Here is a 26,780-nt window from a genome sequence, read left to right as displayed (position 1 = left end):
TAATAACTTCTGCTATCTTTTTTAGCGACCATTTTGTATTTTTTAAGTAATTTTGCAATGCAATTAATTTATTTTTTAATTTTGTTTTGTAATCATATTTATCTAATTTTTCTTTGGTTTTGTACTTGGTAATTTTCATAAATATCATTGTCATTTAAATCACAATAAAATATTATCAAAAAGGCTTTTTTTGTTTTTTATACTAGAGGACATTTTTGTTTCTTACATGACATATATTAAAAATAGTTTCTTAATATCTAGCTTTAGTATATAATAATATCGATGCGTTCCCAATGTGAACGATTACGAACTCCACAGGATTCGTTGCTTAAGAGTATATTGCTCCCTTCAATCAAATAATTGAATAAGCCTTATGCGTGATGCTTATTTATTTTACTTATTTATATGTTAATCAACCTAAAGACGAATATTCGTCTTTTTTTTATATAATTAGCATATGAAATTTAATAAAAACCAAATCATTAATAATGTAGAAGCAATAAATTTATCATATGAAGGTATGGGAGTCGTAAAAATAGATGACTATCCTTTATTTGTCGAAAATTTATTAGTTGGCGAAATTGCAGACATAGTTATCAAAAAAGCAAATAACAAGTTTGCTTTTGCCAAAGTCTTAAAAAGACACAAAATTTCGCCACAAAGAATTAATGTTCCAAACGAACAATTAATGGAATCGGGCTCTACAGCAATTGCGATGCTATCCTATGAAGGTCAATTGAAATTTAAAGAAGAGTTTGTTAAATATTTATTCGGACGCAATATTCATTTTGACAATGTTTTACCGATACTAAAAAGTAAAAATGAATGAAATTATCGCAATAAAATCACAGTATTTGTGAGTGAATCTAACGGCCAGGTAATTTTTGGTTTATATGAAAAAAATACACACAATATTATTCAACAAACAAATTATGATTTGGCTCACAAAAATATTAATACTATGATTAAGTGACTAGAGAAAAATATCAATAATTTCAATGAATTTATTGAAAATATTTGATATATTGATAGTTTTACCTTTAGATATTCAGAATCATATGACGAGTTTATTGTGATTATAAACACTAATCATTTTGTAAAATTAAGCGAAGACTTTTTAGCTAGTTTTGTTGCAAAATTTCCTAATTTAGTCAATATTATTCTTAACATTAAATCAAAGAAAAAAGACAGATCAATTTCTTTATTAAATAATAAAACTGGGATAAAAGACAAGATCGGAAATCTTGTTGTTAATATAAACTGAAATAGTTTTTTTCAAATAAATTCAAGTCAAACATACAATCTTTACAAGTTGTTAATAGACAATTTGAATCTGAATAAAAACGATGTAGTTATTGACGCTTACAGTGGTGTAGGAACAATTGCTTTAACAATTGCTCCGTTAGTAAAAAAAGTATATGGTCTTGAAATTATTCCTGAAGCAGTACAAAATGCCGAGCAAAACGCAAATATTAATAATATAACTAACTCAGTGTTTTATGCTGGCGATGTTAATAAAAATATTTTTAAAATAAATGACGCCAACATACTGATTGTTGACCCACCGCGCTCGGGAATGAGCACAGAGTTTTTTAACTCTGTAATAAAATATAAACCAGAGAAAATCGGTTATATATCATGTAATGTCCACACAATGTGTCGTGATATTGATATGCTACAACGCAACGGCTACAAGTTGGAATATTTAAGACCATGTGATATGTTTAGTCAAACACACCATATTGAGTGTGTAGGTGTTTTAACAAAAAATAGAGAAAATTAATTCTCTATTTTTTGTTTAGGATAAAGTGATTTATTGTTTTTGCTAAACCACCATTTTTGTAGTCATATGGACTAATAAAATTTGCCATTTTTTTAAATTCAGCACTCGCATTTTTCATTGCGATCACATGTTTTACTTTGCCAACAGTTGTGGAGTCGTTCATAGTATCGCCAATATGAACACAATTTTCAGGTGAAATATTATTTAACTTGCTGAATAAAACCTCTCCCAATCCTTTTGATGCGTTTATATTAGTAACCTCAATAAAAGTTGAATAACTACGTGCATTAAGGATATTTAACTGGTCACCAAACTTACTGGTTAACTCATTTTTAAATTTTAGGAATAATTTTTTATTTTTAGGTATAAAAATAAATTTAAAGATTTCAAAATTATAAGTAAAACTTTCAATCGGCTTTGCCATTCCGCCTTTCAATTTAGTCAATAACTTTATCATCATTGAATTAGTATATGTGCTATTTTTAAAGTCAGAATTCACAATTGTTGTTACTTTATATTTTTTAATTAAAATTGATATTTGTTCTATTATTTGTGTTGGAATTGAAGATGAAAAAAATTCTTTTCCGTCCATAAGAACTTTGGCTCCGTTTCAAGCGATAATGTTCGAAGGGTCATTTATTTGATTTAATATGTCTTTTGTTTTTTGATTTAGGCCTCTTCCAGTTGAAACTATTACTCTAATTCCATTTTGGCGACATTTTTCAATAATTTCCAGATTTTTTTTACTTAAAAGTTTGCGTTTATAATCTAAACTTGTACCGTCTAAATCGATAAATATCAATTTAATATTTTCTAGTTTCATAAGAATATTATAACTTAGAAAATTATTTAAAACATCGTGTATTTTCTAAAAAAAAGAGAAACATTACTGTTCCTCTAAATTTAATTTTGTGCTTAATTTATATGATTTTGTAAAAATCTGATTTGCATTATAAGCAATAAATTTTAATTCTAATTCACCATCGTCTATAAAATGATAGTCAAATTCCAATTTATCAACATTTGTTTGCATGTTTGCGACGACATAATTGAATACTGCATTAACTATTGACTTGTCGAATACTGCCTTGTTATCAATATATCTTACATATTCATAAAATTGATTTTTGTTGATTACAGGGTAAATTTCATCCTGATTTATTTTATATTCAGCTTTTTCTTCAATTTTATTCTTATTCTTTTTCGTTAATGATACCGTCACTATTGGTATGGTTATACTGGCTATTGCACTTAAGCTAGCTATTGGTATTATTATTTTTTTCTTGTTCATTATTTATTCTAAATTTATTGAAAAAGTCAATATTCATTGGGTTGTTTTTGATAATTGTTTCGATATCATTTGCGCTGAAGGAATATTTTAATTCACTTACTTCAAGGACATCTTGTTCAACATCCATACTGATCATTCCATCAAATGGGTCTAAAATTCTATTTTTGACATTTTGTGTGTTGTTGATGTAGATTTTAATTAAATTATCATTATTATCAAAACCACCATTGTCAAAAATATATTTATATGTTGTTGTTAAGTCACCTTTAAAATTGTAAGGAATAAAAAGCCCTTTCTTGTCGAAGTTGTAACCATCTTGAATAGAATTTGTCTTATAGCTGTATTCAGTAGGTCAGTCGAAAACATATCTTTTTTGTTCGCTGTTGCTATTGTAAAATGTTGAAATTGTTTCGGAATGCAAATTAAGATTATTTAAGTTTTGTCATTGTTCTCCGCTGAATGAGTGTAGTTCATTTTTACTCAATGATTGATATTGATTTCAAATTCTTTTGTACTCATCAAATATTGAAAAATCGCTATTATTTCAGTATTTTTCAGCTTTTATTACTGACTTAGAAACACCTATTTCTTCGTTATTTTGATGTGTTATTTTATTGAAATTTATATTCGTGTCGATATAGTAAGTTTTACTATCGATTGTGTCATTATTTAGTTCACCAAACTCAAATAAATATCTTTCAGCGACTTTAAAATTGGCTTTATTTTCTTTGCTTTCAATTCGGTATTCTTTAACTTGATTTGTACTTTTTTTGATATCTCAAATTTCTTTATTGTTGCCGTTTGTTTGAAAAACAATATTATTTAGTTCGCTAAATTTTAAGCCAAGGGAATCTGAAGAAATAACAACGTGGTAAAGTGTTGCTGCATTTGGTTTAAAATCAATATTCGACTTTTTAAAAGCAAAAAAGTCATCAATATTACCTTGTTTGCCTGGGAAATATTCAATCTCCCTTATGTTAATCTTTGACTTATCGATAAGTTTGTTATTGACACTAAATTCAAAATCATCTAGACCTACATTTTGGTTTTTTGATTTATAACTCATAACAGGCACAGCAATGGTAAATGCAATATAGAAGCGATCTTTGTTGAAAAATCTTCTAATCTCAACTCTACCTCTTAACACATTTTTGACTTTTAAATATCTTCGTGCCGTTTCAAAATCATATATATTATGTTTAAATTTTTTATTGGATCGGTAAAAAATTAGTGTGTTAGCTGAAAACCTAACTAGTTAATTTTTGATTAATACCATTATACCTAATTTTTTTCAGAAATTTTTAAGATTTTTGCGTTTTAAAAACTGGTGCAAAAAAATAAAATTTTCTTTTGCACGCGCGCGTACGCCTTTTAAGGCAAGGCAACAAATGGTACAAAGCTTCTAACCGAAGCACCATTTTATACCTTGCTATTATTACTTTGTAATAATAGAGTTTTTCAGTTTTTGTGGTACAAGTTTGTACCACTTTTTAAAAACTGCTCCATAACTACTACAAAAATTATTTTATTTATTTCTTACTATAACTATGTTATAGTAAAATCTAAATTATTAATTTCACAAACCTGTACCACTAATAAAAAATAATCAAAATTTATAAAAATATTGTGCCAACACCTTTTTTCAGGTTTTTATATATTATTTTTGTTTTAATGGAGCTCAAACCAAAAGTTGAGCTCATTTTTTTAATGTGTTTTTTAAAATAATTGAAGACAAAATGCTCGGTATAACTAGCAATCAGGCATATCTTATTCTCATCATTTCATATCTGGTCTTTATGATTTTCGATGAAGTAAAATAGTCTTTTAGCAGCTAAAAGACATTTATTATTTATCTGTTTTTGTCGAGCTTCGAAGATAAAATTATCTCTAAAATTAACATATGCTTCATAACCAAGCTTATCGTTTTTGCTAAAAATTTTGCGAAATAGTTCGACCCATCTTAGTCGATATTTTGCACTATATCAGTTCGTAAAAACTTTCTTATTCTCCTTCGAAGCGAAGTGATTAAATCCAAAAGTTTCATTAATTTTTTTAACTAAATGAAAATAATCAAGCACATATTTGACCCCTATTTTTTGTGAAATAGACTTCATTCATCTGGCTCCATCGCCCTTAAAAATTATGCTATTTTTGTTTAAATTTAACTTTTCAATATAATCATTTAATCGATTTGAAAAGTAGTTTAAATCATTATTTTGATCGCTTTTAGCACTAAGTTTTTTTAAGAAAAATAAGCAAATAGCTGACCTATTTTTCTTCCTTTTATTAGACCTATTTCCACCTATAAAATTACTATGAATAATAGCTTCACGACACCTTAATTTTTCGCCATATTTACGGCCTTGAAAATTGATAAATAAATCATCAATTTCTAAATGAATTTTGCTGTTTTTTTGACCTGCTAAAATAGCTTCATTTTTACTAATTTCTAGTTTATTTTTTGCCCTAATTTGTTCGTCAATTTTAAAGCGTTTTTTAAGATAAAACAGATGTTGTTTCGATGGTTGTTTTGCCACTACTTCAGTTGGTAATTTTGTATTATTAAGGTCTGCTAATATGCAAGCTTTCACCAGCTCAAAATCATATTTACAAATGGCTAAGTTTTTTAAAATTTTATCGTGATAATATAATTCTCTTTTCATCACACCTTTATCACTAAACTCATACATTGTAATATTTAACTCAAACTCACCACCTAATGTAATTCAGCGTTTTTTAAGCCTTCTGGCGATTCTAAAATGTTTATGTGTAATAAATCTAGTCTTAGTTCTAAACTCGTATTCTAGACGATTTAATTCGTCTGCTTTCGCTGCATATAAACTTCTTAAATTACTTAAATTGTCAAAAATGTTAATTTCGTATTGCATAATAAAATTATAAAAAAACACCGTTTTTAACACGGCGTTATAATGACAATTTAGATTTAACTTCTTCTTTATTTTCAGGTTCAGATATTTGGTTTAATACTTTAATATAATCATTTTTACTACGATAACCATTATAGTTCTTATACATGTATTCATCTACATTTTCAGCGTTGCGATAATTCGTTAATTCCTCATCATCCATAACTTTTAAATGTTTAATAAGAGCTCTTAAATGTAAAACAGTAGCTACGGCCTCGTTTGTTTGCACTAAGTAATTTTCATTAAAGCTTTTGTTTAAAGGTAGGTCATTTTTAATTTTGGTGGAAAATAAAACCTCACTAACGGATTCGTATTTATCGTTAATGCTGATTCTCTGTATAGTTAAATGATCCGATTCCAAACTATCATTTAAAGCATTTATTACATTTTTTGCATCTTTATTATTCAACTGATAGACAGGATTAAATTGATCATTTTTATAAATTTTAAAAAATTCTTTACTATTCATCACTTGTATAGAAGAGGTGTCGATAAACGACTCTTTTAATTTTTCGCTAAATTTAGCTTTTACCTCACCTTTGATTTTGTTATTATGTTGTGTTACTGATCTGGAATTTAAAAAATATACCTCATTTCCATTATAAAACACCACTAATGGTCTTATATCCCTTCTATTATGATATGCCAGTATTTTTTTACCCATAATATTGTGTGAAAAAGTCTGCACTTTATTTTTTTGAGCATACTTTTTTCTGTTTCATGCTATTCAAGACATATAACCTCCTTATTTAATTATAAAAAAAGCAGTGCAATTATTTTTGCACCCGAAAATATTTTTTCTTCTCTTGTCCACTCACTATATATCCCACTTCCAAGTCTCAACTGCGACGATTCCACTTGGCGATTCAGATATATTTTGATAACTATATTATACACATAATATACATAAATCAAATAAAATTATTTAACTTTTTTATTTAGATATCTAACCTTTATAAATCAGCCAATAATACCACCAATCAAAACAATTCCCACGCCTAATGGTACTAAAATCGTTAAAAGCAGATTTTGTTTAGATTTTGCTCTTTTAATTTCTTCTGCATCTTTAACAGGCACAGGTTCAACAGGTTTTACCTTATCTAAATTATCAATGATATCTAAACTAGTAATATTTTTAATGTAAAAACTACCTTTATTTTTCGAGACATTTTCTACTGGATAAATAAATAATATATCTTCTAATTCTACATTTTTTTGGGAAGTGATATTTCTTACAAGTTTATCTATTTCTTCGAAATTAAATTGATAGTCTATTTTATATTCTAATTTATATTTCTGATATAGAAAATCAGAAACATTTTTAATAATTTTATTTCTTAAATTGCCTAAATCATTTTCACTATATTTAAAAACTCATTTAACAACTAAACTTAAATCATAAAGAATCCTATTTCCGTTTTCATCATTAACAAATTCTGCATGATTTGTAATATTTACAGTAGTAGTATTTCTAATTTTTTTATTAATACCTTCAATTATAAAATCAAATTTTGCTGATTTCCCTTTTGACAAATACCAAATACCTTCATTGTAATTTATTATTCTCACGTCGTAATTAAGGTTTAAACCATACTTATTTAATTCATCTGTGATATATTCTATTACCTTCGTTTTTAACCCAACAATATTATTTTCGTTAATTATCAAGTCATCGATTTTAATGTTTTTAAGATCTATATCATTATCAATAATTTTATTCGTCGTATTAATTACTCCCACATAAAAAACGCCATTTCTACCATTTAATGCCTCTAAAACCAATGATGACTTACGAGGTAAGTTTACATTCGAAACATTTATCTGTGGTTTAATTCTCTGTTTAATTACTGTATCTAAATTTTTAATTTCATAATCAGTACCTAATTTTAAATGTGGTATTTTGATAGCTATTTGCTCTAAAATAAAGCTTTTAATTTCATCATAATCATCTAAACCTGACAAATTAATATCATCCACAACCAAACCTTCAAAAATATTGTTTTCATTGCTATTTATTGACTCTTCATCTGCAAAACCTTCAATTTGCAATATAAAAGTGTTATTAGGTTCAATTCTGTACTTATCTTTATATTCCTCTTTAACTTCAACATCAATATTTAAAATTTTAGTATCTACATTAAAGCTCAAAGAAATGTTTAATTTACTTACTTCCTCCATATCATTAGTAAAAATTCTATTTATATTTTGATTTAACTTTTTAGTATATTCACTAACTAAACTATCACGTGCTAAACTCAATAATAGTTCTTGATTTAGATTTAAATTAATTAAAGTTTTTGCACTAGAATCAACATCTCTAAACTTAACATTTAAAAAATATCTCTGTTGTAATCTATAAATATCTTCACTTGTTTTTGGATTCAAATAGATATAAATACCTTGCTTATCTTCACTAATTTCAATGTTAGCAATATTAACTTCACTTTTATATTCAAAATCGCCTAATATATCTCTATACGCTTGCTCAAAACCATTAGTAATATATTTTTCCCTAAATTCTTCACTCGTATATTGATCGTCATTAATTGCATTAAATACTGGATTTATACTAATAAAATCATTGTATTTTGCACTTCAGTACAATTCGTTAATATAACTTTTATAATACTGCATAGCACTTTCATAATTTAAAGCTACAATATCTTCATCTTTTAAATTATGTTTTATTTTTAAATAGTTAAAGAACTTTATTCCTTGTTTTGTTTTTCAAAGAGGTCTAATCTGTTTAGAATCCAAAACAACATTTTCCGTAAAATAGCTTTGTGGATTTGAATTTTCTTTTATTAAAACCAACTTAAAATTACTAATTGACTTTTCAGCATTTGATGCAAATAACCAAATCCCTGAATTAGAAAAATATGTATTATCAGAGGTCTTTATAACCTCCTCATTATAAAATTTATTATTATCTTGTTTCACAAACCACAAATAATTATCGTTTTGTTCTAATTTATATAATGTAAATTTCTCTGTCTTACCAATAAGTTGTTTTAATCCACCTTTACCAAGCACAATAGCTTCGACAATTAAACCTTTATCTAAACTATTATTATCGTGAGGTGCAAAAAGTGTTTTAGTGTTAAATGGTAGCTTAGTTAATTTATAATATTCTCTATCTTTTTCATCATTGTAATATATATCAAAATTATTTAAAGCTTCATTTTTTAGCTGACTTTTGCTATCAAAGAGACCAAAATCAAACCAAACTAGTTGTTTTTTCGTCCCTGTTTCTGGATCTATACTCGGATCATATTTAGGATTTTTAATGCTATTTCCCTTATCATCTCTTAATAAATTTCCCTCACTATCTTTTATAAATTCCTCTATTAATTCTTTTTGTTGTGGATTATTTTCAGGTTCTCAGGCATATCACTTAAAATCAACTTGTGCTGATTTTGAATCTATAAATAATACTTTTGTATAATGCATTTCTAAATCAGCATCTAAATTACCTGGACGAGAATATTTATAAATATCAATTTTATATTCATTTTTTAGATGTGAATTTTCTTGTGTTTTTTGTGTATCATCATTAACGACAACACCATAATCAAACACTCTTTCATCATCACCAGCATTACTCCGATTATCTTGTAAAAATTCTTCAAATGTTCTATCTAATACCTCTATTCTTTTACCATTAATTTTTAAAACTTCATTCTCACTTAACGTTGTATTAAATATTACTTTTAAAGGTGTATGAGCTTTCCATCTACCTGCTCAATATTTCTTTTCTCTCTGTTTAACGCCTATACTCTTAGTATCTTTTGGATCTCTAATTAAAACATCATCAACTAAACGAGTTGTTTTTGCATCAAAATCTACTCACTTACCTAATTCAATTTTTAATCTTTCATCTATTTGCAAACCTTCAAAATTAGAATTAGGTTTAAATTTAACTTTAACATTATCTGCTAATAATTTCTTTTCGCCATTTCAAATAACATAAAGATTTATTTTATCGCTAGAAGCTTGCTTATAAACTAATCGCATATTGATTTTTGCAGAGGTTATATTTTCATTTAATTTTTTAATATAATCATCAAGAAATTTTTTATTAGACTTAAACCCTGATTTAGGTTTAGTATTTAAATTACCACCACTATCAGAACTAATCATAAATTCTGTTTTATTTTGTAAAATTTCATTTTGAATTTTGTATCAACCAGTTTTTAATTCCTCATAATTATCGTGTGCTTTTTCATACTCACCACTAATATTAATAACCAGTCTTTTTGCCTGGTCTTGTGTATTTATATCAATTAAACGACCATTTACCCATTCTCATCTGTCATATTCTATTTCTTCAAATGAGTCATAGCTAATATATTGATAATCATCGTTTTGTAATTTTATCTCAACTCTCTTACCTTTTATTAATCCTAATTTAGCATTTTCTCACTGTCTTTTAATTTCATTTTTAACATTTAAATCAAGATAATTATTTCTCATTATCTTTTGATACATAGCTTCAAAACGATTAAAATCAATTGTTGTCGATATTTCATAACCTACATGTTTTTCTCAATTATTAATGTCTTCTAAATCTTTTAAATATTTATTAAACTCTTGATCAGATACTCTTTGGCCATCCGATCTAAATTGTCAAGTTAAATTTTCGTTTAAAAATATATCATCAGCACTTATTCTTCATTCAATTTTATAAAAATCTTCTCAATAAGGTGATTTCATAAATGCTTTGTTAGAATCCACCGAAAATGATTTACTTAATTGCTGACTCCTTACATTCCTACCCCATTCTCTAGGCAAAGAGTAATAAGTGGTAGTACTATTAGCATCAGTTTTAAAACTAGTAGAAACAAAACATAATGGCACAGCAAATGGAGCACTTACCAGCCCAAAATTTAAAATCTTTTTTAGTTTATTTCTCATAAATTATTTACCTAAATCAAAATACTCTGCCAAAATCTCGGGATCTGTTTCGTTATTAAACTCATAATTTTCATATATTTCTTCACGTCTTTTAACTTTCGCTACTTTCTCATTTGTTTTTAAACCTTTTTCATCATTTTCGATATTTAAAATCTGACGAATTTGCTCAAAATATTTCGGCTCAACTAACAATTCCGAACCAGGATTATCAATTATCTCTTTCGAAACATCACCACCAGCCAAAGCATTTAGTAGTAAATCCAGTTTTTTATTAATAATATTATTCTCAACTCTAACTTTTAAAATTTGATTAATAATATTCGCAGTATAAGGCGATAAAGACGCATAAAATGCTTTTCTAAACGCATAAAATAAATCAACCTTCAACGATGACATTACTTTTCTTTTATCTTTTTCATCTAAAAACGAAACTACAATATCAGATAAAGCATTCGATAAAGACTGTCCTTTACCTTCAACTGTTTTCCGAAATGATTTAAATTTTAAAATATCGTTTTCATCATATAATCTAAAACTTAATTGCACACCATTATCTTGTTTTGGCGCTTCATCTTTTGCTTTCTTTTTCGGTTTTCGACCTCGTTTTTTAGGTTTTACTTCCTTTTCTTCGCTTGCTTTATCATCTTTATATTCTATTTGTTGTGTTAATTCTTTTTCCTGCAATTCTGCTTGTTGGTTCATTAACTCGTTTTTTAAAGCTATATTTTCATATTGTTTTAACAACAATTCTTTACTCATATCTAGTTTTTCTTTATCCATAATACTCCTATAGTTCTTGTTTTCTAAAATCGCCTTGTTTAAAGTACAATCCTTTTTCATATTCGTTATATCAAACATCAATCTTAATTTTTGAGTTTAAATTCAGTGAAATCATATTATTACCAATTACTCCAGCACTTAAAAATGAAGTCATCGATTTATTTAAACCACCGGTATATTCATACATCTGCTCGACTGCTTTCAAGTCTTTTTCCTTAAGCCCAAAAATAGTAGAGTACTGACAATTCTGCACTATCGACTCAGCTTTAGCAGAAACTAATAAATCTGATGGCGACTGTGTTGTTAAATCTAAACCAAATAAATATTTACGTCCTGTCTTAGTTAATTTTCAAACGAAATTTAACATTATTGGACGAGAATTATCGACATACTGATGAATCTCATCAATAAATAAGACCGTATGTTTATTAGGATTTTTAACCACATTTTGATAAACCAAATCTTGTATTAAACTCAGTAAGACATAACTACCTAAATTTGAATCATCTTTCCCTAACGACATTAATTCTTTTGTGTTAAAAATAATAAATTCATTATCTAAATCAATCTTGGTTTCAGCATTATATAAGTTTTGATATTTACCATTATTCTCAAATAAAAATTTAAACGAATCAGCAATATTAGCTACCATTTCACGTTTTCTTTGTTTTTCAAATTCATCAACATATTTATAGTTTTCTAATTCCACAATTAAATCTGACATAATCGGTCATTTTTTAATCATTTTAAACTCTTCAACGCTTCTAATATCATAAACTCCACTTTGCTCATAAAGTCTTTTCAAACAGGATAAAATAACCATAATATGTTCATCTCTAAAATTTACATTTACTAATTTAAAAAATCCTTCTAATCATTCCAAATGTTTTAAAACGATACCTTCGACGCTAACTTCTTGTTTATTATCATCTTCATTATCTCAAATCGATACCCTAATCTCTAAAGGATTTAAAGTGGTTTTACCACTATTACCAATATTGAAAATTGTTCCACCGAATTTTTTTGCTAAATATTTATACTCATTCTCTAAATCGATAACATAAACATTTCTGTTTTGTGCTAACTCATCAACTATCGATTTTGATTTTGATGATGATTTTCCTGTTCCACTAGTCCCAACAGTCATCCAGTTATAATTAGTTCTCTTTGCGTCTTTTTTATAAAATCTATCAACTATAATCGGCTCACCCGTAGATATAGTTGTCCCTAAAATACTAATATTACCGTCATTATGAAACTCATTTTCGAAGCTTCAACCATATGCAGCATTAAATGATGATATCTGTACTGCTTCTTTTAAATTATTTGTGGTTATTAAACAACTTTGAGCATAAGCTTCAAACTGTCTAAATGGTAATAAAGTTAAATAAATTCTAGCTTTAACAGCTGCATGATAATTTTTACTCTCAATCATCTTTAATTCTTTTAATGAACTTGCTTTATTAATAATCATGAAATGTGAATCAAATAAATTATTACCATCAATTAATAGTTGGTCCTGTAAATATTCCATAGCTTCTAATTGTAAATTATTAGACTTTCTTTGAAATTTTGAATTAATAACAGCTGAGTTATCAATATTCTTTTTAGCCACACTATCTAATAAATGTGCTTGTGCTTCTGTTGAAATTGCACCTAAATTTCACACAATAACAGAATCATTATTCAATAACTCGCTATTTCATCCATCCTGTAATCTCAATGGCAGTTCATTAACTGTCTGAATTGAATAATATAACATGTCTTTAATAAAGTAATTAGCTTTAAAAACGACATTTTCTGCTCTTAATAACTCATCTAAACTAATCAATTTTGTTTTTGAAGAAGAGCTATCATTTTTATGTTTTTTCGATTTTGATAATAATCATTTTTTAAATCTCAAAATTCAATCATTACTTAAAATTTCTTCTTCATCACGATAATTTCGTCTCAACCCATTAGTTTTTAATTGTTGCTGATCTATATATTTTTTAAGTAATTCCTCATCTAATTCTTTATCGTTTAATCTAGCCAAAAACCTCACTAAATCAGCAGACTTTAATAAACGAGGTTCTAATTCCATCGAGTTCATATACTGATAAACCATATCAATATTTTTTTGTAGTTCTGATATTCTACGCTCATACAGTACAACATAATATGTATCAAGCATTATTTCTTTATCTAATGTTTCAAAGTCTAAAAACTTTTCTTCATATAAATTTGTGTAATTTTCAATCACTTCAGCACTTGCATTATTTAGCTTTAAATATTGCATTTTTTGGTCTAAATTAGTTTTTAAAGCTTCAAAGTTTTTTGAATAATCAATTAATTCCTTTTGTCTAACAAAACTAATCTGTATTTTTGTATTATCTAATACATCAATAAATTTTGCTAAAAACGACTCTCTATCGCTTTCTTCTTCACTTCAAGGAGTCTTACCTTTAAATTTTAATACGCTAAAATATTTAACTCCACCACGCAACATTTTTGTTTTAATATATCTATCTTCGAGCATTTCGGCATATGGTATTAAATTTTTCGTGCTGTTTCTCTTATTATATTTTTTAGTTTTAAAAATATAACAAATCATCCTAATCAGCAATCTATATAATCTAACATCATATTTTCTAATTTTTATTAAAAGCACACTAAATACACCGAATGTTAAAAATCAAATTAATATTTTGAAATAAGGATTCATTTTCTTAGGCAACACTGATTGCGTTAAGAAAATCGAACTAATAACACAAGCTAATAACACTACAAAATCAATTCAGTCAAAATTCTTAAACACTTTTAACTTAGTTTTCTTTATATTTTTTGGTTGTAGCATTCTCATTAACCTTTCTTAATATTTTCTTTACTTTTTACTATACTTTTTGCTCGTTTTTTGTTTGCAGCTTCTCTTGCATCAGCACTTTTTATTCGACCATCTATAAATGATGAAATCAACTTGTTATCTTTATTAGCTTCACGTTCTTTAATTAGTTTTTGTTTTTCTAATTCAGCAGCTGAAACAATATTTTTCGATGCAACTCCACGTTTTGAGTTTTGAGCCATCAATCTTGATTTTTGGTCATTAATATTTAATTCTTTTCTCGAACTACGCTGTGTTCTCGCATCAATTAAACTACCTAACGCTTCATGTCTTTGTGCTAATTCTTTATATTTCTCTGAATTAACTCCGCCTTCCTGAGCAGCTAGTTTTTCCATTTCTTTCAAGGTTTGATTTTCTTGTTTAATTAATTTATTATCACTAGCTCTTAAATCAGATTTTTTATAAGCACTATTTCCTGAAGCTAGTTCTTTTCTAATCATTGCTCTTTCAGCTTTGGTTTCCATCTTATCATTTGCTATAGCCATTCTTTGGTCTTCTGAACGCATATTTAAGCTTTGCATTTCTTTAGCATATCCAGCTTTTGATAATTCTCCTGATTTCAATTTATTTTTTAAATCTCTCTTAGCTTCTAATTTTTGCAATCCTGCCTTACCACGAGTTAAACCCACACCAGCAGTTTTTATTGCTTTACCACTAGCTTTCGTTGCTTTACCAAGTGCTTTAAACGCACCACCAATACCAGCACCTAATGCCATTCCACTAGCCAATAAACCTTTAGTTTCCGACATAGTCTCTCTCACTGATGCAGATTCTCCAACAAATGCTGCAATCTCGCCAGATAATCCTGTGCTAGCTACAGCTCCACCAACGGCTAAACCAACAATTAATAATATTTTCATAAATCAGTTAGTATCTAAATTATTCGCTCAATCAGTACTTCTTTGTAAAAAAACAGCATATATCTGTATTCCGACAACAAAACCCAAAATCGCAAATGATTTCCCCATATACATTTCTTGTCATTGTTTCATTCGCTTACCATCATCTGCAATCGATGATGCTGCCACAAATGGCGAAATAACGAATAAAAACAACTGTTGAAATATTTTCGTCACCAAAGTTATTAAACCTAATGTCAGAGGTACTAATGTACCAATCGACATCAATGCACCCAAAAATACCAATCTAGGTCCTTGACCTCATGCTAAATGTTCATAATCATCATATGTGATATTAAAGTAATTATCGCCTATTTCATTTCATCTTTTAAAACTAATACCATCTAACTGGTCCTCTGCTCAAATACTTCTAAAAAGTGTTTTATCTAAAGTTAAACTATTAGACCCTAAAACTAAATTCAACATCAAGCCAATAATCAAATTAAATAAATAAACACACACCGGCAGACCAATTAACCACACCGTTCCCACAAGCGAGTTTTTTAACGCAACTTGCACCGGATTTACTCCATCATCGCCTTTATACGCTCACATTCTCAAAGCACTAAAAGCGAATAACAAAACATAAACTAAACTCGATATAATGGCTAATCGTTTAAACATATCAGGTAGCACGGCGAACTCAAATTTTTGAGATAAACTCAAACCAAATAATAAATATTGTGGTAGTCCAACAGCAACTAACTCAAACAGCATCACAATAGCATTAATTAATAGCAACGGCAAAATTACAAACGGGCCATAACCCATCATAAAAGCACCATAACTAATCTTATTTATTACTCCTTCGAACACTTTTATGCTCCGATCGCAGACTTAATAATCGAAGTAATTATCGGACTAAGAGCTCATAACACAACTACAGCAATAAGAAAAATTCCTAATCATTTAATTCTTCTCATTTGACCTTGTCTTTCTTCTTCTGATTCTGTCTTACCTGCTTTAAAAAATGCAATAGCTGCAATAATCACAATTGCTATTGTTAAAACCCCTGCAAACGCTCCTAATACTATATTAATGTAATATTGTATTTGTGTTGCAATCGCATCAAAACTTTCTTTAATTCCTTGATTACCACCGGTACTTGTACTACCGTCTAATACTTTATTTAATAAATTCATAATATCTCCTATCTAATAATTAAATCTTCTAAATAGTCTTCCTGACTACTTTCTTTCTCATTTTCATCATTTGTTTTTTCATCATCAACAACATAATTATTTGTTTTATTTTTTAGTGCTTTCGTAGAATAAATGACACTATTCCCAATAACCTCTAAACGATATTCTTTAACTCCTTCACTATTAATAAAACTATTCTTTTTTAATGTGCCAACAACCTCTACTAAATCGCCTTGTTTCACATATTTTTTAAAATTTAATGCATTGTTTTGAAAAATAACAACATCAATAAACTCACTTTCATTATTAATCTCATTTGTAGCTATACTAAACTTTAAAATGTTTGCTTTACTAGTATTCATTTCTCAAAAACTCTCATTAGCAACTCTTCCTGTCAGTAATACTTTATTCATATTCTTCCTTTCTTATTTCATAATAAAATACGTCACCATTGTTCATATTCCTAAAACATTCACAACAACGCCAGACACTAAATACTTTCATTCCTTTTGATTAGACCGTGCTTTTTGTCTTAACTTCTTATCACGAGCAAAACACTCTTTATAACCTCTAACCAGCACCACTATCATCAAAATTAAAACAATCGCCAAAAACTCAATGCCAGCAATGACAAACGATCCTTCCATATACCTCCTTTAATCAAAAAAACGCCAACAAACAATCTAAACAACTTAGATCGTAAATTGGCGTTTAACTTTACGTATTTTTATTTTGATTTTATTTTTGCATGAACTTTCTCAATTAGATCATCATATAGTTTTTTAGCTTCGGGACTAAAATCATCTAATAAATTAAATTCTTCCATCGATAAACCATAATCTCTGGCGATGTCCTCTTTCAAACATCTCATATATTCTTCGTGGTCATAAACCACATGCTTTTTCTCTGGCATCCTACTCCTATCTTTTATATTTTCAACCAAATTTATCATTAAATAAATTAATAATCTTACCTAATCTTTCTCGTGCTAACTCAATCGTAATTAATTGTGGTCTTTCAACTCCATCAACTTCTTTAATATCTGCTCAAATTAATTTATATTTCTCAATCGTTTGAGGATTATTAAATCGTTTATTATATGATGATGATGATGATGATGCTCAGGTCGCATTACCTAAACCAACTTTTAACGGCAACACAAACTCTTCATATTGCTTTTTAGCTCATTTATAAGTGTCTCTATAATCGACCTTATAACCATAATTAGTTCCACCACCAAAAAGTTGTAAATTAGGATTATGGTCCTCACGACCCATAAATCCCATAGCGTGTTCCAACGCTAAATAATCTAATAATGCTTTTTCATACTCTTCAATTAAAGCGTAAGTTCCACTATCTAATATATTTAATTCTAAATTCTTACTTTTATCTACAATTGAGCCATTTTCCTTAATTTTTTTCGCATTCTCTGCTTCATCATCCACAGCAACAAAATTAATACTATCAGTTAGTTTTTTCATTAATCTTAAATATGCAACTAATAACCTATATTGTGGTACCTGCATTGCCAGCACACTGGAATCATTCAAATACAATCAATCAATCCAGTCGTTATTAATGATTTCATTCTCAGCTAATGTTTTCGCATAAAATGCTCTTGATAAAAACATCTCATTATCAAACATATTTCTCAAATAAATATCACGATTTAATTTTCAAACAGCCGAAGGAACTTTCTTTTTCTTACCATTAATGTTTTTGACTTTAGCATCTTCATCTTTAGCCGATATTTCATATCAATATGGACTTCCAAACTCAATTTTTTTTCGGCCAAATGAAACATTATCACCCATAATCTTTAATCAATCATCATAATGTTTTGAAAACAAACTTGCTCTATCAGTAATTAATCAATCATTAAGAATACCAATTGCATCATCTTTATTTAAAACATAACTAATTTTTTGTTCTCTATTTTCTTCTTTTTTAAAATCAAAGTCCCCACTAACATCAAGTATTTCCAACAATTTCGTAATTAAAGCATTATATTCTTTCGCACTAATATTTCGCTCATCAGCACTAGAATATTTAATTCCATCACCTTTCTTCACCACCAAGCTTCGCACATAACGACTAACATCAACCAGAGTCGGAAAATCATACTCGTTTAAATTAGTAATTCAATAATCACCATAGCTATTTAAAAACTTCTTAAACTCACTCGCATCATTTTCTAAAACCATATCAGCATAATATCTCTTATTAGCATCATATGTATCTTCTGGTGCAACATTAAATGTCATTCCGTTATAACTAAATTGTCTAACATCTCTGACTTCAACTTCGTTATGTTTTTCATCAGCATCATCTTTGTTTTTTTCTCTTATCGCAATTGTCTGCGTTTTTTTCGACTCATCAGGTTTTGGAATTGGTTCATCATAATGGCTTCAAATGCACGAACTAGTCATCACTGGCACCACGCTAAGTCCAGCACCACTTAATAATCATTTAATCTTTTTTTTCATCATCTTTAACTAACCTTACAACTTTAATCACTTTTGTTTGCTCTACTATAATTTTATCTCAATGTCCTCTTTTTTGCTCATAATCAATGACTTCTAATACCTTTTTTCATACCTTGCAGCGATTAATTGATTTAGAATAATTATTTTTCGAACCCCGAAGTCGATAATAAACAACGCCATATTTACTTTTTGCCATAACTATCCTTTCTCAACTCCTCGCACACGTGTATGCATAATGCGCGCTCACACGTGAGCATTAATCATTATTTGAGCTTTTACGTAATCGCTCTAATTCTCGAATATATTTTTTATAAACAACATAAAATTTAGCAATCTGCTCCATATCAATTTCCTGCGAATCTATGGTTTCTCACTTCTCTGATATCACGTTTTTTTCTTGTTTAAAAACATTAACTTTAAAATCAGAATAATATGAAATTTCTCAATTTCCATTTTTTAATTTTCTACTCATTTTCTTAGGAAAGAAAAACTTATAACCTTCTCACTCATAATGATGTTCTGGTAAATGTTCTTCCACCATCTGAGGTAAAACCACTAAAATGGATTTTTCATTTTCAAAAACAACGCTATTTATTCCACCAATAACTTGCTTTTCACTTCTACCTGCATTTTTATTCATCTCTTACCTCTACAAACTTAGCTTATTTTTCAAATTCTTTTTGCTTTTATTTTTGTCTTGATAAACATCGCCATTAGCTAAAAAATTGCTCTCAATTTCGCTAAAAATAGCCTTAGAAACCTCATTAACTTCGGTTAATAAATTTTGTTTTTCTTTTATGCTTGCACCCTTCGATCAACTTCGCATATATTTAAAACTATGGTCCTTAGTATCTATTCCTAATTCTTTACCTACCACATACGCTGTCATCTCAGCTTGTAGCTCGCAACTAGGTCTTTCTAAATCTCTTAAACTATGTTTTAACTTCACGTGTGCATATTCATGTAATAAGGTTTTTAAATTTTGTAAATCAGAGTTTAACTCATTCAAATATATTTTTACATTATCTTTATCATCTAAAGACGACATTCCCTTAACCTGACCTAAAGTCTCATTTTCTCTTATCACAGCATCATTATTTTTGATAATTGTCTCTTTTACTAATTCAAATAACTTTTTACTATCTTCACTCTCATCAGTGATAAAAGCATTAAAGTATTTTTTAGGATAATTTTCCTTAGGCATTGTAGTTTGTGCTATATCAAAAACATTTGCAATTCTAAACCCTACAATCTCGTTTTTCCACTTAACTTTTCCTTCGTGATATTTTTTAACTGTTTCTTTTTTTGCTTTCTTAATCGGCACTCATCTAATATTTCCCTGCTCGTCAATTTCTTCCAGCATAACTATTTCATTAGGTGCTAATATTTTCAAACCTTTCTGACCAGCTTTAATCGATACACCTTCTTTTTTTCACTCAGTAAATGATTTAACAATTGCTGCACCTTCCATTTGTGATTTAATCAAGTTCATATTTTTGAAGCTATATTTATTAGCAAAACCAGATATAAAATCTAAATATTCTTTCATTTTCTCTTCACTATTAAAATACTCATCTAATTCTGCACTCGATTTTTCAATCAGTAAATCAATTGATGATTTATCTTGTTTATCTTCATCAGGTTTTTTTAATTTCATATCTTCTTTTTCACTTTCTTGCTGCTCAACTTTATCATCTTTCTCTTCTTCAATGCCTTTATAAAACACTTCTGCCTTATTGCCATATGTTCTATAAAATGTTGGCAGTTTATGATGCGAATCCTTAAAAATTAAATTGTAGGAATCAGTAATTCTATCTGCAAAATATGCACTGACCTCACTCATAAAACTATCTACCTGACTTTGTTCAACTTCCATTGTTTTTGCAACCGAACTAAATAAATGATTATATTCTGCTAACATCTCATATAAAGTTTCGTTAAAAGTAAATACTGTTCCACCATTTTCACCATCAACTCTCTTTATAGCTTGACCATAAAATTTATGATTGAAATTAAATTCTAAATACTCTCTTAATTTCCTTTGAACTTCTTTTTCAGTTTTAATTCCATTACCTTCATCAACTCATCATTTTTCAAATTCTTTTTCATCTTGTGGATAATCATCTAAAAAATATTTTGCTACCGTCGCTGGTCCTGCAAATTGACTAAACAATCAAATTACCTTTTCTGGTATTTCGGATAAATTAAAGTTTCCTGGTATATGTCTATCTCACATATAATCTGTCACTTCACCCCATGTAAAAATTCTAAAAGGTGCTTTTGCTCCATAAATACTAGGCAATACCGTATAAATTAAGTCGTTAAAAGCAATAGTCTTATCTGGATTAGCTTTGATTTCTTCCCAAGATTCTTCGCCTGGTGAAAAACGATATCGATTAGCAAATTCCTCTTTAAATTGCTTTTTAAATATTGCATAATCCATTACTGCTTCACGACTTTCAGGATACTCTTCATTAAGTTTTTTTCTAAATTTATCAACTTCAAGGTCAATTAGTGTATCTTTAAAAATCGAAACAAAATTTCTTCTAACATAGTCGTTAATTATTCTTTTTTCATTCTTTTTGTTAATATCAATTGAGTAATAATTAAATTCTTTAATTTTAATATCACCAATAATTTCGTCTTTATCGCAATAAAAAGTATATGTTATTCGCATTGGATTATCAGGATAAGTAGTAATACTAACAGGACTTAAATCACTATACCTAAAAAATTTAACTAATTCACGTGCATTAGCACGAACTAACTCGTCATCACTAATTCCTGTGTTAAATGTATGTTTTTGAACATCGCCTTTATAAACATTTACTATTTCAAAATGATCTTGCATATTAATTATTTTCAGCCTTTCTCGCAATATCTACATATAATTGCTCAACTTCACCTAACTCAGCAACATTTAATGAATCAGCATATTTTTGATCTTCATTATATTTTTTATAAAATTCTCAAAAACCATTTTTAATATCAACTAATTTTTGAATTGCTTTTCAATAAAGTACATCAGCATCTTTATTAACTTTTGAACCATGATAAAGTTCTTGCTTAACTTCATCTTTTGCATAATCCATTCAGGTATCTAACAAACCAAGAATTTTCTTAGCTTTATCTTCTCCTAAACTTTTAATAAATTTATATTCATTATATTGTGTCATTTTGACCCCCTTAATTTTAGTTTTATTCACTATTTGCATTCGAGCACAAAATATTTAAATTTTTTCTCTGTTCTATCAGCTTATTTAAATCTTCATCATATATTTTTTCAACGGTACCTCCACCATCAATATTAATTTCGGTCATTTTTTCAAAATCTCACAAAATAGCATCATTTGTATCAGCAACAATCTCTCTATGCTCATAATTCGGTTTATTCATATAATCAAATAAAAACATTGGTTTAATCGCTATCGGTTTATACCCACCAGCTAACACAATCGCCAACTCCTTAGATTTGTATTTCAAATCGCCAACATCCATCACAAATTCTTTATTTAATGATGATGAAACTGATTTTGTTTTGCCATTATATGAAGTCGATTTTCTCTCTTTTTCATACTTACCCAACATCTCAGCATACGCTTTTAGCGTTTCCTCATTATTAGTTTCTAAAAACACTGTTAATCTTGCCTGCGATTTAATTAATTTATGCTCTGATTTACCACTGTTATATTTATCTAATTGTGTATAGTCCTGCAACACCAAAAGGAAAAATATTTTTCTCGACCTTGATATCGACATTCAATCACCTAAATTTGGTATTTTTTCAATTGAGTTAAACTCTTCCATAATAAATAGCAAACTTCTATTCAATTTTTTACCTGGTAAAGAATTTGCCTTCGAAATCGCACTTTTATAAATTTGACTAATTAAAATCGGAATTAGAAATGATGATGATTTTTTATGGTCTGGAAAACTGATAAATATCGCAAATGGCCTATCATTACCAATCATTTGTTCAAAATCAACATTATTTTTCGATGTGATTTCTTCAGTTTTTAAATCATTAGAAAATTGAATTAGAGCCTTCGTAGCATTAATCAAAATACCAGTTAATGTCTCAGGCACTGTCGTAATTAGTGCATCCATCTCACGTTTTAATTTTTCTCAATAAATTGATTTATATCTATTTTCATTTACAATCTTGGTTCATTCACCCATCGTAAAAGTATCTAAATTTAAAAACGCAACAACATTTGACAATGTAAAGTAATTTAAACTAAACTTTTTATTTTCTAACGAGTAAAGAACCATAAATTTTAATATTGTCATCACGACATTTTTCGCTTGTGCTACTCAAATCCCGTCGTCTTGTCTATCGCCTCATTTTAATTCTTCAACCACTTCACGGAGCGCATCAAAACCTTCGGAATAATCTAAATTACTTAATTCTTTATACTCTTTTGAATGAAAGTAATCTCAAGCTAACTTCAATGGATTTCAGCGTACGGAGTTATTAGGATTATCTAAATCAAACAGCTTCACGTCATAACCTTGTTTTTTTAAAATACCACCCGTTGCTTCTAATAATTCTTGTTTTGGATCGATTATTACCATATTTGCTTTTTTATCATCAGACAAACTTGCATTACGGACGATATTTTGAAAGAGTATTCTTCAAGTTTTACCCGAACCAGCAATTCCTAATAAAATCATATGAGAGTCAGAGTGATTGACCATATCGCCGTATTTTTTAATATGACCTATTACAAACCCAGATTCATTATTATTCGCAAATTCCTTTTTAAATTTTCTTAAATTACCCTCGCCACTTTCCTGGTTATATAAAAATGGTGAATTATCATTTGCTTGTGATCTAGATATATTTTTTAATCAGTCCTTATAATTCAAAACAACCAAACATATAAAACTAACAACTAAAATCAAAACTAAACCATAAAGCCGATATTTATTCTCAAGCACATAGAAATTAACTATATCGCCCCAGACATCTCTCTCACCCTTAAATCACCCCTTAATTGCCTTATCACGACTAATTAATACCGTTCCGACAATACCAACTAATACAAAACAAATAAAAGGCACAATAACTAAACTAAAAAAATATTTTAAAAATCTAAAAAATTTAGAATCAAAGAATTTTTTGTGCTTCATATTTAATACCTTGCCTTAACATTTTTGCGATAACTTCGTAAAGCCTCCAATTTATGTCTAAAATGCACTCCGTTTGCTTCTCAATTTCAACCATCAATTATTCATTTTAAATTCAGGTTTTGTTTAGCTTCACTTTTGCGTCTTGCTGATTTTTGAATAAATATTTTTTGAACACTATTTAAACCCTTAAATCGATCTGCCCTTTCGCTCATCTCATCTTCATTCAAACATAACTTAATAATCAAATTACCGATTTGTTTTTCAAACTCATCTTTTTCTTTATCAATAAAATTGTTTTTTAATTTTTCGTTAAATAGTGATGCTAACTTTTCGCCTTTTAACTTTTCTAACTCTGACATGTAATTTTGATATTGCATTTTAATGTCGTCATTATTACTTTGCACATAATCAAAAATATTTCAAATTGCTTCTTTAATATCTTCATCTGCTTTAACATATGTTTTATTTTTGCGATTAAGCATATAATCGCGCACTTTAAATACATCATCATAAATTTCTTCATTTCGCACATCATCTAGCGTCGTAATCGCTTTTATATGCTTCCTAATATCTCAGGTTTTAGCTTTAGTTTCATTTAACTTACGATATTCCTTTTGATAAATTACTTCCGAAGATAAAACATTATTAAAATTTTGTACCGACTTTTTACTCAATCAACCTTTTTGCTTAAAGACCAATCCCTCTTTTTTAGTTTGTGTATTAGGATTTATTTCTCAAAAACTTAAATGCACATGAGGAAAATCTGTATTAGCGTGCATAACTCAATGGCCTCTTATATTATCAGGATCTAAATGATTTGCCTTCAAAAGTTTTCGCATATGCACATTTAATAAATCTGCTCACTCATTTTTATCTAACATAAAATTATCAACTCCAAATTGTCCTGGATTAATAATCATTTCTCAGACAATTTGTTTTTGCGAAATCTTATTCAATAATTCAATTTCATCATTAACATTAATATCTTTGGGATTTTCAAACAAACGATAAACTCCGGATTTTGCACTATCTTTTTTAACTCTGGTTTGTAAATTCATCCACGATTTAAAATCTAAACCCGATTTTTTAAATTCACTTTCTAAATCAAACTTGGTTTTATCATCATCTTGAACATAAACAGCATCAACACGAGCTATATAACGCAAATGTCTTCCTGAAGAATAAAATTCCCAATCATGAACCTGGTCTTGACCTTTTTGTATTTTTTTCTCCAAACCATATTTAGCAAACTCGATATTAGAATATATCCTTTGTCTATTCATTAATCTCCCACGTCATATATATTACATATACATGACTAATATATTTATGTTCCAGATTTTGTCCAAACCAAAATTTCCCACTCTCAAAATCTTCGTTTTTCCCATCATCGCAATGCTAAAGAACACCACCGACATCGATAGTTCTCCATTTTTTAAAAATATCTAATTTTGTTTTAATCAGAATCATGTTTAATTTTCAGCGGACTATCTGGACTCGAACCAGAATACGTATCATAAGTCGTGTTTTACATTAAACTACACGTCCATATACATGACTCTCTTTTATCTAATTAAAACTTCATAATTAAATATCTTTCACACTTAAACCCATAACCGACAAACTTTCTAAAAGCTTGTCCTAGTTTATTTTTTAAGCAAATAAATTTTTTCTCAACACCTCTCACAACCTGATAAATTTGTTTAACTCTAAACCCTAACAGCTCAGCAAAAGCATTATGCATTCTAAAAACACCACTACGGCTCATATCATCATAAAAACCATTTTGCAGCATAACTTTTTTATCACCCTTACGCATGATAAATTTTTTACCTGCTAAAGCTTTAGATTTATATTTTTCAACTACAAAATATCACGCTGCTTTCAAACCATTTAAAAGCAAAATTTTCATCGCATTTTCGTCTCTAATCACAACGTAATTTTCGCCCTTATTTCTCAGGTTTATTTTTTTCAATTTTAAGACATTTTTTTCTCTTAAAATTTCGCCATCCACAAGGCCTAAATCAACAAGTTTTTTAATGGCTAAATTCAGCGTCGTTTTCTTAAAACCAAGTTGCGAAACTAAATCATTTTTACTTATCTCACAATTTAGTTTTTTATACATTCTAATAGTCATAAAAACTTTAACCAAAACTTCATTACCAGCTAATTTATTTTTTCAACTTCGTGAAATAACCAACTTCGCATTTTTAATGAATTTTCAAACATGCTCAAAGTTTTGTTTATCATAAACTTTGCGATCATATTTTTTTACAAAATTTACATTGCTGTAAAAATTTCTAATTTCTTCTTGCTGACCTTCTTTCTCCATCAAATCTAAATTGCTTCAAACACTCATAATAACTCCTAAAAAAATTTTTGTTTTTTTAGAAAATGAAAAGTTGGGAACAACATTTTTGTGGTATAATATATTCAGTTGTCAGGGGGGGGTTGTTCCCTCCTTTTCATTTACTAATTTTTTTTAAAATCAAAAAAGCTGCAAGTAGGTTGCAGCTTTTTTACACACTAATTTTTTACGCATTC

General features: G+C 28.2%; 22 protein-coding genes. 1 reads left to right on the top strand and 21 read right to left on the bottom strand.

Annotated elements, in window-relative coordinates; translation table 4 throughout:
* The first annotated feature begins 457 nt into the window (after window positions 1-457).
* Window positions 458-1,783, top strand: coding sequence for a 23S rRNA (uracil(1939)-C(5))-methyltransferase RlmD (gene rlmD, locus NXS15_RS03510; protein ID WP_259290481.1), 1,326 nt, complete (start codon window positions 458-460; stop codon window positions 1,781-1,783).
* Window positions 1,784-1,787: 4 nt separating this feature from the next.
* Here the strand turns inward: rlmD and NXS15_RS03505 are convergent, their stop codons facing one another.
* From NXS15_RS03505 to NXS15_RS03405, 21 genes are all read right to left on the bottom strand, one after another.
* Window positions 1,788-2,606: an HAD-IIB family hydrolase gene (locus tag NXS15_RS03505; RefSeq protein WP_259290480.1), complete on the bottom strand. Its 819-nt coding sequence runs from the start codon at window positions 2,604-2,606 to the stop codon at window positions 1,788-1,790.
* Between the two features lie 63 nt (window positions 2,607-2,669).
* Window positions 2,670-3,074: an MHO_1590 family protein gene (locus NXS15_RS03500; protein ID WP_259290479.1), complete on the bottom strand. Its 405-nt coding sequence runs from the start codon at window positions 3,072-3,074 to the stop codon at window positions 2,670-2,672.
* Window positions 3,040-4,221 (bottom strand): MHO_1580 family protein, encoded by a 1,182-nt coding sequence (locus NXS15_RS03495; protein ID WP_259290478.1) that lies wholly within the window; start codon window positions 4,219-4,221, stop codon window positions 3,040-3,042. Before NXS15_RS03495 ends, NXS15_RS03500 begins: the two co-directional genes overlap by 35 nt.
* Before the next feature lie 466 nt (window positions 4,222-4,687).
* Entirely contained in the window at window positions 4,688-5,962 is a 1,275-nt protein-coding gene (locus NXS15_RS03490) for an Mbov_0401 family ICE element transposase-like protein (protein ID WP_258451583.1), read from the bottom strand.
* A 37-nt stretch (window positions 5,963-5,999) separates the two neighbouring features.
* Window positions 6,000-6,737 (bottom strand): Mbov_0400 family ICE element protein, encoded by a 738-nt coding sequence (locus NXS15_RS03485; protein WP_259290477.1) that lies wholly within the window; start codon window positions 6,735-6,737, stop codon window positions 6,000-6,002.
* 185 nt (window positions 6,738-6,922) lie between these two features.
* Window positions 6,923-10,915 carry an Mbov_0399 family ICE element protein gene (locus NXS15_RS03480; RefSeq protein ID WP_259290476.1) on the bottom strand — a complete coding sequence of 1,331 codons (3,993 nt, stop codon included), beginning with the start codon at window positions 10,913-10,915 and terminating at the stop codon, window positions 6,923-6,925.
* 3 nt (window positions 10,916-10,918) lie between these two features.
* The gene (locus NXS15_RS03475; protein WP_259290475.1) at window positions 10,919-11,695 is read right to left on the bottom strand and encodes an Mbov_0398 family ICE element protein; all 777 of its coding nucleotides are present in this window, start codon (window positions 11,693-11,695) and stop codon (window positions 10,919-10,921) included.
* A 7-nt stretch (window positions 11,696-11,702) separates the two neighbouring features.
* Window positions 11,703-14,537: an Mbov_0397 family ICE element conjugal transfer ATPase gene (locus tag NXS15_RS03470; RefSeq protein ID WP_259290474.1), complete on the bottom strand. Its 2,835-nt coding sequence runs from the start codon at window positions 14,535-14,537 to the stop codon at window positions 11,703-11,705.
* Window positions 14,537-16,291: an Mbov_0396 family ICE element transmembrane protein gene (locus NXS15_RS03465; protein WP_259290473.1), complete on the bottom strand. Its 1,755-nt coding sequence runs from the start codon at window positions 16,289-16,291 to the stop codon at window positions 14,537-14,539. Before NXS15_RS03465 ends, NXS15_RS03470 begins: the two co-directional genes overlap by 1 nt.
* A gap of 2 nt (window positions 16,292-16,293) precedes the next feature.
* Window positions 16,294-16,617 (bottom strand): Mbov_0395 family pilin-like conjugal transfer protein, encoded by a 324-nt coding sequence (locus NXS15_RS03460; protein ID WP_259290472.1) that lies wholly within the window; start codon window positions 16,615-16,617, stop codon window positions 16,294-16,296.
* A gap of 8 nt (window positions 16,618-16,625) precedes the next feature.
* Window positions 16,626-17,030, bottom strand: coding sequence for a single-stranded DNA-binding protein (locus tag NXS15_RS03455; RefSeq protein ID WP_259290471.1), 405 nt, complete (start codon window positions 17,028-17,030; stop codon window positions 16,626-16,628).
* A 12-nt stretch (window positions 17,031-17,042) separates the two neighbouring features.
* The gene (locus NXS15_RS03450) at window positions 17,043-17,264 is read right to left on the bottom strand and encodes a hypothetical protein (RefSeq protein WP_216567846.1); all 222 of its coding nucleotides are present in this window, start codon (window positions 17,262-17,264) and stop codon (window positions 17,043-17,045) included.
* Between the two features lie 80 nt (window positions 17,265-17,344).
* Window positions 17,345-17,530 (bottom strand): hypothetical protein, encoded by a 186-nt coding sequence (locus NXS15_RS03445; RefSeq protein WP_216567847.1) that lies wholly within the window; start codon window positions 17,528-17,530, stop codon window positions 17,345-17,347.
* A gap of 7 nt (window positions 17,531-17,537) precedes the next feature.
* Entirely contained in the window at window positions 17,538-19,106 is a 1,569-nt protein-coding gene (locus NXS15_RS03440) for an MAG3960 family lipoprotein (RefSeq protein ID WP_259290470.1), read from the bottom strand.
* Window positions 19,087-19,299, bottom strand: a complete 213-nt coding sequence (locus NXS15_RS03435; RefSeq protein ID WP_259290469.1) for a hypothetical protein — start codon at window positions 19,297-19,299, stop codon at window positions 19,087-19,089. The genes NXS15_RS03440 and NXS15_RS03435 overlap by 20 nt, the downstream gene beginning before the upstream one ends.
* A 60-nt stretch (window positions 19,300-19,359) precedes the next feature.
* Window positions 19,360-19,743: a hypothetical protein gene (locus tag NXS15_RS03430; RefSeq protein ID WP_259290468.1), complete on the bottom strand. Its 384-nt coding sequence runs from the start codon at window positions 19,741-19,743 to the stop codon at window positions 19,360-19,362.
* A gap of 9 nt (window positions 19,744-19,752) precedes the next feature.
* Window positions 19,753-21,954 (bottom strand): ImmA/IrrE family metallo-endopeptidase, encoded by a 2,202-nt coding sequence (locus NXS15_RS03425; RefSeq protein ID WP_259290467.1) that lies wholly within the window; start codon window positions 21,952-21,954, stop codon window positions 19,753-19,755.
* Window position 21,955: 1 nt separating this feature from the next.
* Window positions 21,956-22,279, bottom strand: coding sequence for a hypothetical protein (locus NXS15_RS03420; protein WP_259290466.1), 324 nt, complete (start codon window positions 22,277-22,279; stop codon window positions 21,956-21,958).
* A 22-nt stretch (window positions 22,280-22,301) separates the two neighbouring features.
* On the bottom strand, window positions 22,302-24,236 hold the full coding sequence (locus tag NXS15_RS03415; RefSeq protein WP_259290465.1) for a type IV secretory system conjugative DNA transfer family protein: 1,935 nt from the start codon (window positions 24,234-24,236) through the stop codon (window positions 22,302-22,304).
* Window positions 24,237-24,238: 2 nt separating this feature from the next.
* Window positions 24,239-25,519 carry a hypothetical protein gene (locus NXS15_RS03410; protein ID WP_259290464.1) on the bottom strand — a complete coding sequence of 427 codons (1,281 nt, stop codon included), beginning with the start codon at window positions 25,517-25,519 and terminating at the stop codon, window positions 24,239-24,241.
* A 290-nt stretch (window positions 25,520-25,809) separates the two neighbouring features.
* The gene (locus tag NXS15_RS03405) at window positions 25,810-26,595 is read right to left on the bottom strand and encodes an MAGa4850 family ICE element protein (protein WP_259290463.1); all 786 of its coding nucleotides are present in this window, start codon (window positions 26,593-26,595) and stop codon (window positions 25,810-25,812) included.
* Between the last annotated feature and the right edge of the window lie 185 nt (window positions 26,596-26,780).

The organism is Mycoplasma sp. CSL7475-4 (assembly GCF_024834065.1).
Lineage (GTDB): Bacteria > Bacillota_I > Bacilli_A > Mycoplasmatales > Metamycoplasmataceae > Mycoplasmopsis.
Note: the sequence above shows the minus strand (reverse complement) of the source record. Positions and strands in the feature narration are given on the sequence as shown.